Here is a 17,135-nt window from a genome sequence, read left to right on the forward strand (position 1 = left end):
GCATAAACCCATGATGAAGAACGGCCCTCGAATCATCACCGTAGCCAACCAGAAGGGCGGTGTCGGCAAGACCACGACCGCCATCAACCTGGCCACCGCGCTGGCGGCAATCGGCGAAAAAGTGCTGATCGTCGATCTCGATCCGCAAGGCAATGCCAGCACCGGCCTCGGCATCGACCGCAAGGACCGGACGGTCTCCTCCTATGATGTGCTGACCGGCGAACTGGAGCTGGAGGCCGCCGCCATTCCGACCGCGGTGCCCGGCCTGTCGATCGTGCCCTCGACGCTCGACCTGCTCGGCATCGAGATGGAGATCGCCTCGGCGCCGGACCGGGTGCTCAAACTGCGCAATGCACTGCGCGCGGCGACCGAGCGCGGAGCGCCCTTCGGCTATGTGCTGATCGATTGCCCGCCCTCGCTCAATCTTCTGACTTTGAATTCAATGGCGGCAGCCGATTCCGTTCTCGTGCCGCTGCAATGCGAGTTCTTCGCGTTGGAGGGTCTCAGCCAGCTGCTTGAAACGGTCGAGCAGGTGCGTCGCTCGATCAATCCGGATCTCACCATCCAGGGCATCGTGCTGACCATGTATGACGGCCGCAACAATCTCGCCAACCAGGTGGTGCAGGATGTGCGCGAGCATATGGGCGACAAGGTCTATGAGACCATCATTCCGCGCAATGTGCGGGTGTCGGAGGCGCCGTCCTATGGCAAGCCGGCGATCCTCTACGACCTGAAATGCTCCGGCAGCCAGGCCTATCTGCAACTGGCCTCCGAAGTGATCCGCCGCGAGCGTAAATTGCGCGCCGCTTGATTAGGTCGGCCGCATAATCAACAGCCGATTCGATACCGAAACGATCTGAAATAGACGTGGAATAAAGATGAGCGAAGATCTCTCGAGGAAAAGACTGGGACGCGGACTGGCGGCACTGATCGGCGAGATCGATCGTCCGGCCGCACCGGAAAAGCCCGGCATGAGCGCCGACGGCAAGGTGCCGATCGAGTTTCTCAGCCCAAACCCGAGAAATCCGCGCCGGCATTTTGGCGATGCCGAATTGACCGACCTCGCCCAGTCGATCCGCGAGCATGGCGTGGTACAGCCGGTCGTGGCGCGGCCGTCGCCGACGCAGGCGGGCCGCTACGAGCTCATCGCCGGCGAGCGGCGCTGGCGTGCGGCGCAGCGTGCCGGGCTGACCGAGATCCCGGTCATCATCCGCGAAGTCAACGACCGCACGGCGCTGGAACTGGCGATCATCGAGAACGTCCAGCGCGCCGACCTCAATCCGGTCGAAGAGGCACAGGGTTACCAGCAGCTCATCGACGACCATGGCTACACTCAAGCCGATCTCGGCCAGGTGATCGGCAAGAGCCGCAGTCATGTCGCCAACACCTTGAGATTGTTGAAGCTGCCCGACGTGATCCGCGACATGCTGGTCGACGGCGCACTGTCGGCCGGGCATGCCCGCACGCTGGTCACGGCGGAGGATCCGGCCGGCCTTGCCAAGCGCATTGTCGAGGAGGGTCTTTCCGTGCGCCAGGCCGAGGCGCTGGCGCAGATGCCGGCCGGCACCAGTTCCAACGGCACCAAACCTGCCGCGCCGGCCGTCGAAAAGGACGCCGATACGCTGGCCCTGGAGAAGCTGCTGACCGATACGACCGGCATGATCGTCACTGTCGACCACAAGGGCAAGGGTGGTGTGCTGCGGGTTGCGTATCGAAGCCTGGAACAGCTGGACGAGCTGTGCAGGCGGTTGAAGCAGGATTAGAGCAGTCCAGCGATTGATAGGCTGGTATTTAGCCGGCGAATGTTTCGCGCAATCTTCCCTTCTCCCCTTGTGGGAGAAGGTGGATCGGCGCGCAGCGCCGAGACGGATGAGGGGTGTTCCAGCGGAGTGCGACGCTGGTTTTGATGCAGCCGATTGGTATGAGGACGCGCCAAGCTGGAGCACCCCTCATCCGACCTCGCTTCGCGAGGCCACCTTCTCCCACAAGGGGAGAAGGAAGAGGCGCCTACCTTTGCGCCAGCCGCGCGCTCTCCACGGCGATCCCAAGCAGCGCCTGCCTTGCCAGCGCCACCGACAGGTCCGGCCGGCGCCGCGTCTGCAGCACGGCTGACTGCAGGCGGGTCAGCGCGCGGCCGAGCGCTTCGCTGTTCCAGCGCTCCAGCGTTCTCTCCACCAGCTTGCGGCGGGCGAAAAAGACCGGCGGGCGCGCGGCGGCAACGACGGAAGCGGCATTGCGGCCGCCGGAGTCCATCTGGCCGCGCATGACCTGGATCTGCTGTATCTGCCGCATCGCCGAGGACAGCACCAGGAAGGGCTGGCCGCCGCCCTGGCAGTGGCGCGTGAAGGCGGTGTCGAAGTGGCCGATCCTGCCTTCGAGCAGCGCGTCGACGGCATCGTCATAAGAGGCGCCGGACACGTCGCCGGACATGGCTCTCACCTCTTCCAGCCCGATTTCCTTCTGGCCGTGGGCGTAGAGGACGAGTTTTTCGATCTCGCCACGCGAGGCCAGCCGATCGCCGCCGAGGTTGCGGCGCAGCGCCTGTCGGGCCTCCAGCGTCATCGACATCCCGGCCTTGCGCAGCTCGTCGTCGATGACCGTGTCGATGTCCCTGGCCTCGTCGGCATAGCAAGGCAGCGCCATGGCGTTGTCGGCGCCCTCGACCACGGCGCGTAATCCAACGCCTTTCTTCAAGTCGCCGGCCTCGATCAGGATGATGGCGTCCCGTACCGGCTCCGCCGTCAGCGCCTTGATGTCGTCGGCCAGTGCCTTCTGGCCGCTGGCGTTGCGCACCCAGAGCAGCCGCCGGTCGGAAAACATCGGCACGGTGCGGGCTTCGTCGAGCAGCCGGCCCTCGTCGCGGTCGACCTCCGAACCCTCGAGCCTGACCACGGAGAACGGATCGTCGAGCGGCAGACCGGTCTTTCCGGCAAAGGCCTTCGCCCGCTCCGAGACAAGGCCGCGATCGGGGCCATAAAGCAGGACGATCGAGATGCGCGGATCAGGCCGCGCGAGCCAGGAATCGACCTCGAAAGCTTTCTTCTGTGCCATGGAGGGTGGTTAGCATGATGCGCGGGTGGAGTGAACGTTTTCCGGTTCGAGTTCCTCTCTCGGAGGGATCCGATCGCGGACAGGGGAAAAGCGTCGGGTTTGCCAACCCTGGCGCCCTTCCTCTCCCTCTGGAGGGGGGAGAGGTGGCGCTGCGAAGCAGCGACGGAGTGGGGGAAGCCGGTCCTCAAATCCGCCGCCGCTGGCATTTATCACAGAGCCTCAATCAGGGCGAGACGTCGTCCCGGCTCGAGATAACAACGCCCGAGCAAGGTCGACCCCCGCTCCGTCGAGCTTCGCTCGCCACCTCTCCCCCGATCGACGGGGGAGAGGAAGGCGCCAAGGTTGGCGAACTCCACTTTTCCTCGCTTTGCGGAGGCGCAAAAGGAGGCGAGGAACCAAGTCATGCCCCCAATCACCTTATCTGGCGACAAACACGGCGCAACCTTGCGCCAAATTGCGTGCCGCTGCTCAACATCGACAAGAAATTTCGCGGACATATCTTCATCTTGAGCGCGGGAGGCTGGGATCGGCCGGCGCGGCCGGAACCAATGCCCGGATGACTTGCCTGGCGAATTCGCACTGGTCTGGACGCGCGGATGTGCAAATATCCGCACCCAGGCAACATTGGAGGAGTTTTGGTCATGGCCGATGCTGGGATGTTGCGTTTTCACGTTCCGGAGCCGGAAGTGCGGCCGGGCGGCACGCCTGATTTCTCCAACGTGACCATCGCCCAGGCCGGCTCGGTGCCGCGTCCCGACATCGATGTCGATCCGCGCACCATCCGCGACATGGCCTTCTCGATCATCCGCGTGCTGAACCGCAATGGCGAAGCCGTCGGGCCATGGGCCGGGCTGCTTTCCAGCGAGGAATTGCTGGAGGGCCTGCGCAACATGATGACGCTGCGGACCTTCGATGCGCGCATGCAGATGGCGCAAAGGCAAGGCAAGACCTCTTTCTACATGCAGCATCTGGGCGAAGAAGCAGTGAGCTGCGCCTTTCGCAAGGCGCTTGCCCCGGGCGACATGAACTTCCCGACCTATCGGCAGGCCGGCCTGCTGATCGCCGACGGCTATCCGATGGTCACCATGATGAACCAGATCTATTCCAACGAGGCCGATCCGCTGAAGGGCCGGCAGTTGCCGATCATGTATTCGTCGAAAGAGCACGGCTTCTTCTCGATCTCGGGCAATCTGGCGACGCAGTATATCCAGGCGGTCGGCTGGGCGATGGCCTCGGCGATTTCGAACGATTCACGCATCGCCGCCGCCTGGATCGGCGACGGCTCGACGGCCGAATCCGATTTCCATTCGGCGCTTGTGTTCGCTTCCACCTACAAGGCACCCGTGGTGCTCAACGTCGTCAACAACCAGTGGGCGATCTCGACTTTTCAGGGCATTGCGCGCGGCGGCTCGGGCACCTTCGCGGCACGTGGCCTCGGCTTCGGCATTCCGTCGCTGCGCGTCGACGGCAATGACTATCTGGCGGTCCATGCGGTGGCCAAGTGGGCAGCCGAGCGGGCCCGCAACAATCTCGGGCCGACGCTGGTCGAATATGTCACCTACCGCGCCGGCGCCCATTCGAGCTCGGACGATCCCTCCGCCTACCGGCCAAAGACCGAGTCCGACGCCTGGCCGCTCGGCGATCCGGTCGTGCGGCTGAAGAACCATCTGATCAGGCTCGGCGTCTGGTCGGACGAGCGGCACGCGCAGGCCGAGGCGGAAATCCTCGACACGGTGATCGCGGCGCAGAAGGAGGCGGAAAGCCACGGCACGCTGCATGCCGGCGGCAAGCCGTCGACGCGCGACATGTTCGAGGGCCTCTATGCCGAGATGCCGCCGCATCTCAGGCGCCAGCGCCAGCAGGCGGGAGTCTGAGCCATGCCAAGGCGGACCATGATCGAGGCCATCCGGGATGCCATGGACGTTTCGATGGAGCGCGACAGCAAAGTCGTCGTGTTCGGCGAGGATGTCGGCTTCTTCGGCGGTGTTTTTCGCGTCACCCACGGCCTGCAGGCCAAATACGGCAAGAGCCGCTGCTTCGATGCGCCGATCAACGAATCCGGCATTGTCGGCTCGGCAATCGGCATGGCCGCCTACGGCCTGAAGCCGTGCGTGGAGATTCAGTTTGCCGACTACATGTATCCGGCCTACGACCAGCTGACGCAGGAAGCCGCAAGGCTGCGCTACCGGTCGAACGGTGATTTCACCTGCCCGATCGTGGTGCGCATGCCGACCGGCGGCGGCATCTTCGGCGGCCAGACACACAGCCAGAGCCCGGAAGCGCTGTTCACCCATGTGTCGGGCCTGAAGACGGTGGTGCCATCCAACCCGCATGACGCCAAGGGGCTTTTGATAGCGGCGATCGAGGATCCCGACCCAGTGATCTTCTTGGAGCCGAAGCGGCTCTATAATGGCCCTTTCGACGGCCATCACGACCGGCCGGTGACGCCGTGGTCGAAGCACGAGCTCGGCGAGGTCGCCGACGGCCACTATACCGTGCCGCTCGGCAAGGCGGCGATCCGCAGAGCGGGTTCCGCCGTCACGGTGCTCGCCTACGGCACCATGGTCTATGTCGCCCAGGCCGCGGCCGAGGAGACCGGCATCGATGCCGAGATCATCGACCTCAGGACGCTGCTGCCGCTCGACCTCGACACGATCGTGGCCTCGGTGAAGAAGACCGGGCGCTGCGTCGTCGTGCACGAGGCGACGCTGACGTCGGGCTTCGGCGCCGAACTGTCGGCGCTGGTGCAGGAAAACTGCTTCTACCATCTGGAAGCGCCGGTGGTCCGCGTCGCCGGCTGGGACACGCCCTATCCGCACGCGCAGGAGTGGGACTATTTTCCCGGCCCGGCCCGTGTCGGCCGTGCGCTTATCGAAACATTGGAAGCTTAGAGAGGCCTGAAATGGGCGAACACATCATCAAGCTGCCCGATGTCGGCGAGGGCGTCGCCGAGGCCGAACTCGTCGAATGGCATGTGAAGATCGGCGACATCGTGCGCGAGGACACGTTGCTGGCCGCCGTGATGACCGACAAGGCGACGGTCGAAATCCCGTCGCCCGTCGATGGCGAGATCCTGTGGCTGGGCGCCGAGATCGGCGACACGGTGGCGATCGGGTCGCCCATCGTGCGGCTAAAAGTGGCGGGCGAGGGCAATGTGAAGGCCGCCGGGCAAGGGACGGCACCGGCCGCCGAAGCCGAAGCGCCCGCCAAGCCGGCGAGCCCAAAGCCCGAAACCGCACCGGCCCCCAAGGCAAAGCCCGCCGCGGCACCGGCGAAACCCGCTCCATCGCCGGCCGCCGCCAAGACCATGGCACAGGCCTCGGCCGGCGCACCACGCCCGGAAGGCGAAAAGCCGCTGGCCTCGCCAGCTGTCCGCTTGCGCGCCAAGGAGGCCGGCATCGATCTCAGGCAAGTGGCAGGCAGCGGCTCGGCCGGCCGCATCGGCCATGAAGACATCGAGGCCTTCCTGGCGCGCGGGCCGCAAGTGGCCAAGGCATCGGGCCTCGCCCGCAACGATGCCATCGAGGACATCAAACTGGTCGGCCTGCGGCGCAAGATCGCCGAGAAGATGACGCTGTCGAAATCGCGCATCCCGCACATCACCTATGTCGAGGAGATCGACGTGACGGCGCTCGAGGAATTGCGCGCCGCGCTCAACAAGGAAGAGCGCGCCGCCAAGGGAGGCGCGGAGAGGCCGAAGCTGACGCTGCTGCCGTTCCTGATGCGGGCGATGGTCAAGGCAATCGCGGACCAGCCCCAGCTCAATTCGCTGTTCGACGACGAGGCCGGCATCATCCACCAGCATGGCGGCATCCATATCGGCATCGCCGCGCAGACCGCGTCGGGGCTGGTGGTGCCTGTCGTCAAGCATGCCGAGGCGCGCGACATCTGGGAGTGCGGCGCCGAGATCGCCAGGCTGGCCGAGGGGGCCAAGTCGGGCACGGCGACGCGTGACGAGCTGTCGGGCTCGACCATCACCATCACCTCGCTCGGCGCCATGGGCGGCGTCGCGACCACACCGGTCATCAACCATCCGGAAGTGGCGATCATCGGCGTCAACAAGATGATGGTGCGGCCGCTGTGGGACGGCACGCAGTTCATCCCGCGCAAGATGATGAACCTGTCGTCGAGCTTCGACCATCGCGTCATCGACGGCTGGGACGCCGCGGTGTTCATCCAGCGGATAAAAGCGCTGCTGGAGATGCCGGCGCTGATTTTCGTGGATTAGAGGGGATGATGGGGTCGGTCTCGAACGGAAATCAATGCGCGGCGGGCGGATGTAAGCTCCCCCTTCTCCCCTTGTTGTGGGAGAAGGTGTCGCCGCAGGCGACGGATGAGGGGTGTTCCAGGGAACGCCGACGTTTCACTCCGCTGGAACACCCCTCATCCGTCTCGTCGCTGGCGCGCCGATCCACGGCCCTGGGGCGAGCCACTGGTCTCGCCCCGTCCTTCGGACCCCACAAGGGGAGAAGGCAAAAGCGCGCGGCGGCCTTCGTCCAAGGGAAGCCGACGCCATGAAAGAAATCTCCTGCAAGCTGCTCGTCATCGGCGCCGGGCCCGGGGGGTATGTCTGCGCCATTCGTGCCGGGCAGCTCGGCGTCGATACGGTTATCGTCGAGGCGGGCAAGCCCGGCGGCACCTGCCTCAATGTCGGCTGCATCCCCTCAAAAGCGCTGATCCATGCGGCGGAGGAATTCGAGAAGGTGTCTGATATGGCCGGCGGCAAGAGCCCGCTCGGCATCTCGGTCACGGCACCGGTGCTCGATCTGGCCAGGACCATCGCCTGGAAGGACGGGATCGTCAGCCGGCTCAACAGTGGCGTCGCCGGCCTGCTCAAGAAGGCCGGGGTGAAGACCGTGCATGGCTGGGCGAGGTTTCGCGACGGCAAGACCGTCGAGGTCGAGACCGAGACCGGAAGCCAGGTGATCCGCGCGGAAACGATCGTGATCGCGACGGGCTCGGCACCGGTCGAACTCCTGCCCTTCGGCGGACCGGTGATTTCTTCCACTGAAGCCCTGGCACTGAGCGAAGTGCCGAAGAGGCTTGCGGTCGTCGGCGGCGGCTATATCGGCCTCGAGCTCGGCATGGCCTTCGCCAAGATGGGCGCCAAGGTGACCGTGGTCGAGGCCTTGCCGCGCGTGCTGGCGCAATATGATGCGGAGTTGACCCGGCCGGTGGTCAAGCGGCTCGCCGCACTTGGCGTCGAGGTGATGACAGGCGCCAAGGCCAAGGGACTGTCGACGAAAGGCGATGCGCTGCTGGTCGAGACATCCGACGGCAAGAGCGGCAAGGTCGCGGCGGACAAGATCCTGGTGACGGTCGGCCGCAAGCCGGTGACCGAGGGTTGGGGGCTCGAGCAGATCGATCTCGACAGGGCCGGAAAGTTCATCAGGATCGACGACCAGTGCCGTACCTCGATGCGCGGCGTCTTCGCCATCGGCGACGTCACCGGTGAGCCGATGCTGGCGCACCGGGCGATGGCGCAAGGCGAAATGGTCGCCGAGATCGTCGCCGGCCACAAGCGCAGCTGGGACAAGCGCTCGATCCCCGCCGTTTGCTTCACCGATCCCGAGCTGGTGACGGCGGGTCTGTCGCCTGAAGAGGCCAAGGCGCTCGGCGAGATCAAGATCGGCCTGTTCCCCTTCGCCGCCAATGGTCGCGCCATGACCAAGCTCGGCGAGGATGGCTTCGTTCGCGTCGTGGCGCGTGCGGACAATCATCTGGTGCTCGGCATCCAGGCGGTCGGTCAGGGCGTGTCGGAGCTGTCGGCGGCGTTTGGGCTGGCGCTGGAGATGGGGGGAAGGCTGGAGGACATCGCAGGCACGATCCATTCGCATCCGACGCAAGGCGAAGGGTTCCAGGAAGCCGCGCTGAAGGCGCTGGGCCACGCGCTGCATATTTGAGGTGGCGCGCCGATGCAGAACGGAAATGCCGGCGGGACAGCGCCCCCCTCTGCCCTGCCGGGCATCTCCCCCTCAAGTGGGGAGATCGGCAGTTCGGCGCCGCCAGTTACTTCGCCACCGAAAATTGGCGAAGGCCGCAGTGAAGTCCAATCTCCCCCCTCGAGGGGGAGATGTCCGGCAGGACAGAGGGGGGCGCTGTCCCGCCAGCGTGTCCGGAAGGGCTCACCCCGCCAGCCGGCTTACCATCTCATGTTGGGCATAGGCGCGGCCGAAACGGTTGGCGAGGAAGGCTTCGAGCGCGATCTCCTCCTGCTTGACGAAGCCGGTCGCCGCCAAGCTGCCATCGGCCAGCATGTCGAGCACGGCGCAGATGCCGGAGGCGGTGGTGATCTGGATGGCGCTGCGCACGGTCTGGCCGACGCGCCTGGAATAGATCTTGTTGGCGTAGGTCTCCTGCAGCAGGCGGCCGTTCTTGCGGCCGGAGACGGTGACGAAGACGATGACCACGTCCTGCAGCGTCGCCGGCAGGGCGCTTTCGAAAATGTCCTTCAGCACGTCGCGGCGGTGGCGCAGGCCAAGGTCGTTGAGCAGCGCCTTCATGATCGCGGCATGGCCGGGATAGCGGATCGTGCGGTAGTTCAGCGTGCGCACCTTGCCCTTCAGCGTCTCGGCCAAGGTGCCCAACCCGCCCGAGGTGTTGAACGCCTCGTAGGTGACGCCGTCGAGCGAGAATTCCTCGCGCTCTTCCAGCGGCGGCACTTCGACCAGCTCACCCTCGACGATCGCCTCGCAGGGCTCGCAATATTCGTTGATGACGCCGTCGGTGCTCCAGGTCAGATTGTAGTTCAGCGCGTTGGACGGGTATTGCGGCAGCGCGCCGACGCGCATGCGCACGCTTTCCAGCGTGTCGAAGCGGCTGGCGAGATCGTTGGCGACGATCGAGATGAAGCCCGGCGCCAGTCCGCATTGCGGGATGAAGGCGCTCTTGGCGGAACGTGCCAGCTCCTTGACGCGCCTGGTCGAGACGACATCCTCGGTGAGATCGAGATAATGCACGCCCGCGCTGGCCGCCGCTTCGGCGATGCGCGTGGTGAGATGGAAGGGGGCGGCGCTCAGCACCGCGAACTTGCCGGCGAGTGCGGCTTCAAGCGCACCGACCGCCGCGATGTCGAGTTCGAGCGTCTCGACGCCATCGGACACTTCGGCGGCAGTGAGTTGCGCGGCCGAGCGGTCGACGAGGGTGACATGGTAGTCACCCGTTGCGGCGAGCATTTCGGCGATGGTCGAGCCGATCTTGCCGGCCCCGACGATAACGATGTTGTTCATGGTCAAATACCCCTGCCATCTGCGTTCGCCGGAATCATCGCAGCTTGCCTGTCGAAAGGAAGCGTGAGATCTTGCAAACCGCACCCTATCTTTAGCTAAATTGCCGAAGAGTTTCGTCGAAATGCTCAGTGATGCCGAACAGGCCCTGCTTTCCCTGCTGCGCGCCAACGGGCGCGCCTCGACGGCCGAACTGGCGCGGCAGCTCGGCGTTTCGCGCACCACGGTGCAAAGCCGGATCGAGCGGCTGGAGCAGCGCGGCATTATTAGAGGCTATGGCGTCAGGCTGGCGCCGGACTATGAGCAGGGGCTGGTCAGGGCGCATGTGCTGCTCACCGTCACGCCCAAGCTGGCCGACAGGGTGGTGCGCAGCCTGCAGGCGTTGCCGCCGGTCAGGACGCTGCACTCCGTCAGCGGCAATTTCGACATGATCGTCATCGTCGACGCACCGTCGATCCGCGACCTCGACACGCTGCTCGACCAGATCGGCGCCATGGACGGGGTGGAGCGGACCGCGTCGTCGATCATCCTGTCGACACGGATCGACAGGTGAGATTGATACAGCCGATCTCCCCCGCAAGAGGGGAGATTGGCCGTTACACCGGCTTTCGCCAACTTCCGAAGTTAATCCGTCGCCAAGGGAAAACTCACCACCACGGCCAGCCCAGGCCGGCAGTCCTCGAGCGTGATGGTCGCGCCGTGCAGGTCGGCGATGGCCCGGACGAGACTGAGGCCGAGACCGCTGCCCGGCGTCGATCGGCTGTGGTCCAGCCGGTAGAGCCGCTGAAACACTTTTTCGCGCTCGCCGGCGGGAATGCCGGGGCCGTTGTCGGCGACGCTGGCAAGGACGCGGTCACCCTGGCGCCTCACCGACAGTTCGATCGAGGTGCCGGGCGGGCAATGGCGCAGCGTGTTCTCCACCAGATTGGCGACCATCTGGGTCAACAGTTCGCGATCGCCATGGATCCGGCCTGTCGTCTCTTCCAGAAGCGGCGGCAACAGCGACTTGCCGTCGTCCTCGGCCACGTCGGTATAGATCTCGGCGATGGTCCGCAGGATCTCGCCGGGATCGACATCGGTGAAGCGCGCCTTGCGCGCGCCGGCCTCGATCTGCGCTATCCGCAGCAACGCGTCGAAGGTTTCGTTGATCTGATGGCCTTCCGTGCGCGCGTCGGCCAGATCGTCGGAGACGTCCTGGTGCCGCGCGGCCTTGTCGGCGGCGCCCTCCAGGATCATCTGCAGGCGGTTGAGCGGCGTCTTCAGATCGTGCGCGATGTCGGCGCTGACCTGCTTCATGCCTTCGACCAGCGCCGACAGGCGATCGAGCGCGGCGTTGACCTGGCTGGAGACGATGTCGATGTCGTCGCCCTTGCCGGTCAGCGGGATGCGGGTATCGAGCCTGCCATGCGAAACGTCGACCATCGTGGCGGCAATGCCGTCGAGACGGCGCTGGACGCGCGAGGCGAGCAGGGCGCCGCCGGTGACGGCCAGGCCGGTGATGATCAGGGTTGCCCAGCCGAAGCTCATCAGCATGATCGTCTCCAGCTCCTCCGTCTCGGAGAGGCTGAAGGCGATGGTCAAAGTGTTGGCGCCCAACGAACCGGAATAGGCGCGGTATTCGGTGCCCGGCGGCAGGCTAGGCATCTCGGCGCCGAACATCGAGAAACCGTCGGGAAGCCCAGCGGCGGTGAAGTTGCCGGCGATACGGTTGCCGGTTGCGTCGGTCAGCGAAAAGAGCTGGGCCTTCTTCAGGCTGCGCGCGGAGTGGCTTTCGACGGTCTCCACCAGCTCCTTGAGATCCTTGTCGGCATAGGTCGCGGCGATGACGGAATAGGTTTCCCTGATGGTGTCGTCGAGCTGCTCGGCAAGGTCGGCGCTCATCATCTGGTAGACGATGGCGCCCGCCAGCACGAAGGCCAGCATGAACAGGAAGGCGAACGTCAGGGCAAGCCGGAACGGTGTGCTGCGCAGCAGGCGGGTCCACGTTGCGGTCATGGGAAAGTCGCGGTCATCGGGATGTCGCGATCACTGGGAGAGCGGCGCGTGCAGGCTGTAGCCGGTGTTGCGGATGGTGTGGATGAGCTGGGTTTCGAACGGCTTGTCGACCTTGGCCCGCAACCGGCTGATATGGGTCTCGACGACGCTGGTCTTGGGATCGAAATGAAAATCCCAGACGCGTTCCAGAAGCATGGTGCGGGTTATGACGCGACCCTCGCCGCGCATCAGCACCTCGAGCAGGCTGAACTCCCTCGGCTGCAGGTCGATCGGCTGGCCGTGCCTGACGACGCGCCGCATGATCAGGTCCATCTCGAGATCGGCAACCCTGAGCACGGTCTTCTGCTCCTGTGCGGCCGGCCGCCGGCCAAGCGCGTTGATGCGGGCAAGCAATTCGGAAAAGGCGAAGGGCTTGACCAGATAGTCGTCGCCGCCGGCCTCGAGCCCCTCTACGCGGTCGTCTATGCCGCCGACGGAGGTGAGGAAGATCGCCGGTGTGCGCACGCCCGCGGCGCGGACAGCCTTGACCATCGACAGGCCGTCGAGGCCCGGGATCATCCGGTCGGCGACGATCACGTCGTAGCCGCCGCTGGTCGCGGCGAAAAGTCCCTCATGCCCGTTGCGCAAGAGGTCGCAGACATGGCCGGCCTCGGTCAATCCTTTGACGATGTAGTCCGCCGTCCTATGGTCGTCCTCGACGAGAAGTAGCCGCATCGCTGTTCCGGTTGATTGCCGATATCGGGGACAGGTTATCACCGGCACGGGTCCGTTCCTAGGATGGGCGCAAGGCCGGTTGCCGCCGCAGCGCCCGGCGGCGGCTCAGTCCGATTCCAGCAGGATCTCGTCGGCATCGCCGGCGATTTGCTTCAGTGTCATGGAGAGGACCAGGGCGATGATGCAGCCGAGGAAGATCAGGCTGGTGAAAATGGTGCCGAAACCCAAACCGCCATATTCGGCCGGCCGCGACAGCCAATCGCCGAAGGAGGCACCCAGCGGACGCGTCAGTATATAGGCGAGCCAAAAGGCCAGGACGGCGTTCAGGTGGATGAGATAATAGGCGAGCGCGATGAGCGCGATGACGCCGCCGAACAGCAGGCCCGTGGCCAGATAGCCCATGTCGAAACTCTCGGCGACAAGATCGCCGGCGGCGGTGCCGAGCGAGAAGGTGAACAGGATCGCCAGCCAGTAGAAAATCTCTCGGCGGGTGGTGAAGATGGTGTGGATAGAGAGCGTCCGCTCGCTCGCGTACCAGACCGCGAACGTTGCCGCGAGCACCACCGAGAAGGCAATCGTGGTGGTCTGCAGGCGCACGCCGAACGTGTCGACGAGGTTATCGGTGACCAGCGTGCCGACGACGCTGATCAGCACCACCGCCAGCCAGTAGGCCCAGGGCACGTAGCGTTTCCGCGCGAACTGCAGGACGAGAGCGACGATTAGGACGCCGGTCATGATCAGCGAGGTGACGGTCAGCCCGAGACCGAGGTTGACGGCGAGATAGTCGGCCGCCGTTTCGCCCATCGTCACCGCCATCAGCTTGATCAGCCAGAAGTCGAGGGCGACGTCGGGAACCCGGTTGGGGCTTGGTGCGGCGGGGGGTGTGTTGGGCGCGAGCATGGCTGGTGTCCCGATGTCGATGGTTGCGGCGGCGATCCGGCATCCGGACAATAGGCAAGCGACTTCACTCCAGCCTGTCTGGCGGCATACAAATTCGTAAGGATGGCTTTGCCTGGCGCAAAAGGCCTTTACGAATGCCGCGAGGTGCGCTGACCGCCTTGTATCCGCCATCAATGGCGTGCCCCACTGGCCGGGCTCGTAGAGAGCACCCCAGGAAAACACGAATGACCTACGCCTCCCTCAAGCCGGTTTCGAAGGCTTTCGTCCAGCGCAAGCGGCTGATTTTCACCCGCGTCGCGGCAGTGCTGGCGGTGCTGCTGCTGTTCCTGACCAAGCCGGCGCTTAGCGAAGGCTCGAACGGCCACGAGACGCTTGAATTCCTCGGCTTCTGCCTGGTGCTCGCCTGCGTCGCCGGCCGGCTGTGGAGCATTCTCTATGTCGGCGGCAAGAAGAATGAGGAGCTGGTTTCTGCGGGCCCGTTCTCGATGACCCAGAACCCGCTCTACTTCTTCTCGACGGTCGGAGCGGTCGGCATCGGTCTGCTCTATGGCTCGCTGGTGGCGGCCGCCGTCCTCGGCGTTGCCAGCTTCCTGATCTTCCGCGTCACGGCGCGCAAGGAAGCCGAATATCTCCTGGGCAAGTTCGGCCCGGCCTATACCGCCTATATCAAGGCCACGCCCCGGTTCTGGCCGAACCCGCTGCTCTACCGCGACAGTGACGAGCTGCAGTTCTCGACGCGCGCGCTGAAGCGCACTTTTTTCGACGGGCTCTATTTCCTCGCCATCTTCCCGATCATCGAACTCGTCGAATATCTCCGGGAAAGCGGACTGCTGCCGGCTTTAATCACGCTGTACTGAGCGCCGAGCGCCAGCATGGCAAATATCAGCCTAACGCTCAGCCGGCGCCTCGGCTAGCCGCCCAGTGGATACGGCATGTAGCCGACGAAGCCGGCTATCTTCCAGTTCGCCCCGACCTTCCGGCAGAAATACAGTGTCTGCCATTTCAGCCGGTCGACGCTGCCATCCGCCTTGGCGACGCTGCCGTCGAACTTCTTGTGCAGCACGGCGCGGTCGGCGTCGACATCGATGTCGCGCAGGTTGGTGACGCGAAACAGCGCCTCGCGCAGCGGCTCGGCGAATTTGGTCGCCGCCGTCTCCTTGGCCTGGCGCAGCCACTCGTCGCGATAGATCTCCAGCCGGGGGAACTGCAATCGCCAGGCATCGGCGTTGCTGAGGAAATGCGCGTGCATGCCGAAGAAGCTTTCGGCGGCGAAGTCGTTCTCGACCATGGACCAGTCCTGGCCGATGAAGGCGTCGATGTCGCGCCGCACCAGCATCTCCCACAGCGCGTGGCGGTCGGCGTCACCGGAAGGAAACGGGTTCTTGTCGAAGGTCATCGTCGGGGCTCCGGTCTCGCAAGGGCGTCTCTCCGTCGTGGCGTCGAGCCCGTCCGGCAGCGCGCACGATGCAAGCGCTTCTGTAATAAAGCAACACGGATTTCGAAGAATGTTGCTTTCCAACAAGGGCCCTATCGGGATCACCCCGATCGCGGTAAATCTCGTCCCGAAGCGGGCGCCGCCTCGGTGCCTTGCCATGTCACCGGAGGAGGCCATCCCTTGCCCAAGCAGACTTTTGGAACATCCCACGTGCCGCTGTCGCCCGCCGTGCGGGCCGGCGACTTCGTCTTTGTCTCGGGCCAGGTTCCGGTCGGCGGCGACGGCATCGTGGTCAAGGGCGGCATTACGGAACAGACCGAGCAGGTGCTCGCCAATGTGAAGGCAGCACTGGCGCTGGCCGGCTGCACGATGGACGACGTGGTCAAGACCACCGTCTGGCTGGAGGACGCGCGCGACTTCGGCGGCTTCAACGCGGTCTATGCCAGGCACTTCCCGAAGAACCCGCCGGCGCGCACCACGGTCGAATCGCGGCTGATGATCGACATCAAGATCGAAGTCGAAGCCGTCGCGTACAGGCCGGCCTGAAAGGCAAAGTAACAAGGCGGAGGGCATCCCCATGCAATTCGACCTCCTGCTGAAGGGCGGACGGCTGATCGATCCGGCGTCCGGCATCGACGCGCCACGCGATGTCGCCATCGCCAATCGCCGTGTCGCCGCTGTCGACGCCGATATCCCCGTGACCAGCGCCGCGCAGGTGGTCGACGCGACCGGCTGCATCGTCGCGCCCGGTCTGGTCGACCTGCACAGCCACGTCTATTGGGGCGGCACCTCGCTCGGCGTCGATGCCGACAGGCTCGCCGCCAAGAGCGGTACCACCACCTTTATCGATGCCGGCAGCGCGGGTGCGGGCAATTTCCTCGGCTTCCGCCGCCATGTCATGGAGCGCTCCAAGGTGCGCATCCTGGCCTATGTCAACATTTCCTTTGCCGGCATTTTCGGCTTTGCGCAGACGGTGTCGGTCGGCGAATGCGGCGATCTCCGGCTTTGCGAACCGCGCGAGGTGGTGGCGGCGGTGCGCGAGCACGCCGACGTCGTCGTCGGCGTCAAGGTGCGCTCCGGCAAGCATGCCGGCGGCACCAGCGGCATCGCCCCGGTCGATCTGGCGCTGGAAGCCGCAGACAAGGCCGGGCTGCCGCTGATGGCGCATATAGACGAGCCGCCGCCCGGCCGCTCCGAAGTGCTGCCGCGCCTGCGCCGGGGCGACATCCTCACCCATTGCTTCCGGCCGTTCCCCAATGCGCCGGTGTTCGCCTCCGGCATGGTGCGGCCCGACATGCGGCTGGCGCGTGAGCGCGGCGTCATCTTCGATCTCGGCCACGGCATGGGCTCGTTCGATTTCGACGTCGCCCGCGCCATGCTGGCCGAAGGGCTGGCGCCCGACGTCATTTCGAGCGACGTGCATCTCTACTGCGTCGACGGGCCGGCCTTCGACATATTGGTGTGCATGTCGAAGCTGATGGCGCTCGGCATGCCGCTGGTCGAGGTTTTGCGCGCCGCGACGCAAGCGCCGGCGCGGGCGATCGCGCGGCCCGATCTCGGCACACTGGCGGTCGGCACGGCGGGGGATGTCGCCGTGCTGCGGCAGCGTCCGGGCCGCTTCACCTTCGTCGACGCGGTCGGCGCCTCGCTGGTCGCCGACCAGCGGCTGATGTCGGAAGGCATCGTCATCGGCGGCGCCTGGTGGCCGAACGAAGCGGCGAATGACCTTGGCGAAACCGAGCGTTTCGAAGCGCATGCCGCGCATAGCCATGTCGAGGTGGCGACCCGGCATTTCGGGCATAGGCATGATTAGC

At 65.2% G+C, this 17,135-nt stretch carries 16 protein-coding genes; 10 read left to right on the plus strand and 6 right to left on the minus strand.

Going from position 1 to position 17,135, the window contains the following annotated elements:
- Window positions 1–10: 10 nt before the first annotated feature.
- Both O7A70_RS15680 and O7A70_RS15685 read left to right on the plus strand, forming a co-directional pair.
- Window positions 11–811: a ParA family protein gene (locus O7A70_RS15680; RefSeq protein WP_031240355.1), complete on the plus strand. Its 801-nt coding sequence runs from the start codon at window positions 11–13 to the stop codon at window positions 809–811.
- A 67-nt stretch (window positions 812–878) separates the two neighbouring features.
- Window positions 879–1,763: a ParB/RepB/Spo0J family partition protein gene (locus tag O7A70_RS15685; protein ID WP_337141153.1), complete on the plus strand. Its 885-nt coding sequence runs from the start codon at window positions 879–881 to the stop codon at window positions 1,761–1,763.
- 244 nt (window positions 1,764–2,007) lie between these two features.
- Here O7A70_RS15685 and holA read toward each other — a convergent pair whose 3' ends face one another.
- Window positions 2,008–3,051 carry a DNA polymerase III subunit delta gene (holA, locus tag O7A70_RS15690; protein WP_337141154.1) on the minus strand — a complete coding sequence of 348 codons (1,044 nt, stop codon included), beginning with the start codon at window positions 3,049–3,051 and terminating at the stop codon, window positions 2,008–2,010.
- Window positions 3,052–3,692: 641 nt separating this feature from the next.
- Between holA and O7A70_RS15695 the strand changes: the two genes are divergently transcribed.
- From O7A70_RS15695 to lpdA, 4 genes are all read left to right on the plus strand, one after another.
- Entirely contained in the window at window positions 3,693–4,925 is a 1,233-nt protein-coding gene (locus O7A70_RS15695) for a 3-methyl-2-oxobutanoate dehydrogenase (2-methylpropanoyl-transferring) subunit alpha (protein WP_337141155.1), read from the plus strand.
- 3 nt (window positions 4,926–4,928) lie between these two features.
- Window positions 4,929–5,942 (plus strand): alpha-ketoacid dehydrogenase subunit beta, encoded by a 1,014-nt coding sequence (locus tag O7A70_RS15700; protein WP_337141156.1) that lies wholly within the window; start codon window positions 4,929–4,931, stop codon window positions 5,940–5,942.
- Between the two features lie 11 nt (window positions 5,943–5,953).
- Complete coding sequence (locus tag O7A70_RS15705; protein ID WP_337141157.1) at window positions 5,954–7,279, plus strand: dihydrolipoamide acetyltransferase family protein; 1,326 nt, start codon at window positions 5,954–5,956, stop codon at window positions 7,277–7,279.
- Between the two features lie 286 nt (window positions 7,280–7,565).
- Complete coding sequence (lpdA, locus tag O7A70_RS15710) at window positions 7,566–8,954, plus strand: dihydrolipoyl dehydrogenase (protein WP_337141158.1); 1,389 nt, start codon at window positions 7,566–7,568, stop codon at window positions 8,952–8,954.
- A gap of 222 nt (window positions 8,955–9,176) precedes the next feature.
- Here the strand turns inward: lpdA and O7A70_RS15715 are convergent, their stop codons facing one another.
- Window positions 9,177–10,280, minus strand: coding sequence for a saccharopine dehydrogenase family protein (locus O7A70_RS15715; protein WP_337141159.1), 1,104 nt, complete (start codon window positions 10,278–10,280; stop codon window positions 9,177–9,179).
- A gap of 100 nt (window positions 10,281–10,380) precedes the next feature.
- Here O7A70_RS15715 and O7A70_RS15720 point away from each other — a divergent pair, with 100 nt between their 5' ends.
- Entirely contained in the window at window positions 10,381–10,830 is a 450-nt protein-coding gene (locus O7A70_RS15720; protein WP_442921188.1) for an Lrp/AsnC family transcriptional regulator, read from the plus strand.
- A 71-nt stretch (window positions 10,831–10,901) separates the two neighbouring features.
- Here O7A70_RS15720 and O7A70_RS15725 read toward each other — a convergent pair whose 3' ends face one another.
- The 3 genes from O7A70_RS15725 to O7A70_RS15735 form a co-directional block, all read right to left on the minus strand.
- Window positions 10,902–12,272, minus strand: a complete 1,371-nt coding sequence (locus tag O7A70_RS15725) for a sensor histidine kinase (RefSeq protein ID WP_337141161.1) — start codon at window positions 12,270–12,272, stop codon at window positions 10,902–10,904.
- A gap of 30 nt (window positions 12,273–12,302) precedes the next feature.
- On the minus strand, window positions 12,303–12,986 hold the full coding sequence (locus tag O7A70_RS15730; RefSeq protein ID WP_337141162.1) for a winged helix-turn-helix domain-containing protein: 684 nt from the start codon (window positions 12,984–12,986) through the stop codon (window positions 12,303–12,305).
- 105 nt (window positions 12,987–13,091) lie between these two features.
- Entirely contained in the window at window positions 13,092–13,886 is a 795-nt protein-coding gene (locus O7A70_RS15735; RefSeq protein ID WP_337141163.1) for a COG4705 family protein, read from the minus strand.
- A 224-nt stretch (window positions 13,887–14,110) separates the two neighbouring features.
- On the opposite strand from O7A70_RS15735, the gene O7A70_RS15740 reads away from it, so the two are divergent.
- On the plus strand, window positions 14,111–14,743 hold the full coding sequence (locus tag O7A70_RS15740; protein ID WP_337141164.1) for a methyltransferase family protein: 633 nt from the start codon (window positions 14,111–14,113) through the stop codon (window positions 14,741–14,743).
- Between the two features lie 53 nt (window positions 14,744–14,796).
- Here the strand turns inward: O7A70_RS15740 and O7A70_RS15745 are convergent, their stop codons facing one another.
- Window positions 14,797–15,282 (minus strand): hypothetical protein, encoded by a 486-nt coding sequence (locus tag O7A70_RS15745; protein ID WP_337141165.1) that lies wholly within the window; start codon window positions 15,280–15,282, stop codon window positions 14,797–14,799.
- A gap of 219 nt (window positions 15,283–15,501) precedes the next feature.
- Between O7A70_RS15745 and O7A70_RS15750 the strand changes: the two genes are divergently transcribed.
- Window positions 15,502–15,867: a RidA family protein gene (locus O7A70_RS15750; RefSeq protein ID WP_140813467.1), complete on the plus strand. Its 366-nt coding sequence runs from the start codon at window positions 15,502–15,504 to the stop codon at window positions 15,865–15,867.
- Between the two features lie 31 nt (window positions 15,868–15,898).
- Window positions 15,899–17,134 (plus strand): amidohydrolase/deacetylase family metallohydrolase, encoded by a 1,236-nt coding sequence (locus O7A70_RS15755; RefSeq protein ID WP_337141166.1) that lies wholly within the window; start codon window positions 15,899–15,901, stop codon window positions 17,132–17,134.
- Window position 17,135 lies beyond the last annotated feature (1 nt).

The organism is Mesorhizobium sp. Cs1299R1N1 (genome assembly GCF_037179655.1).
GTDB lineage: Bacteria > Pseudomonadota > Alphaproteobacteria > Rhizobiales > Rhizobiaceae > Mesorhizobium > Mesorhizobium salmacidum.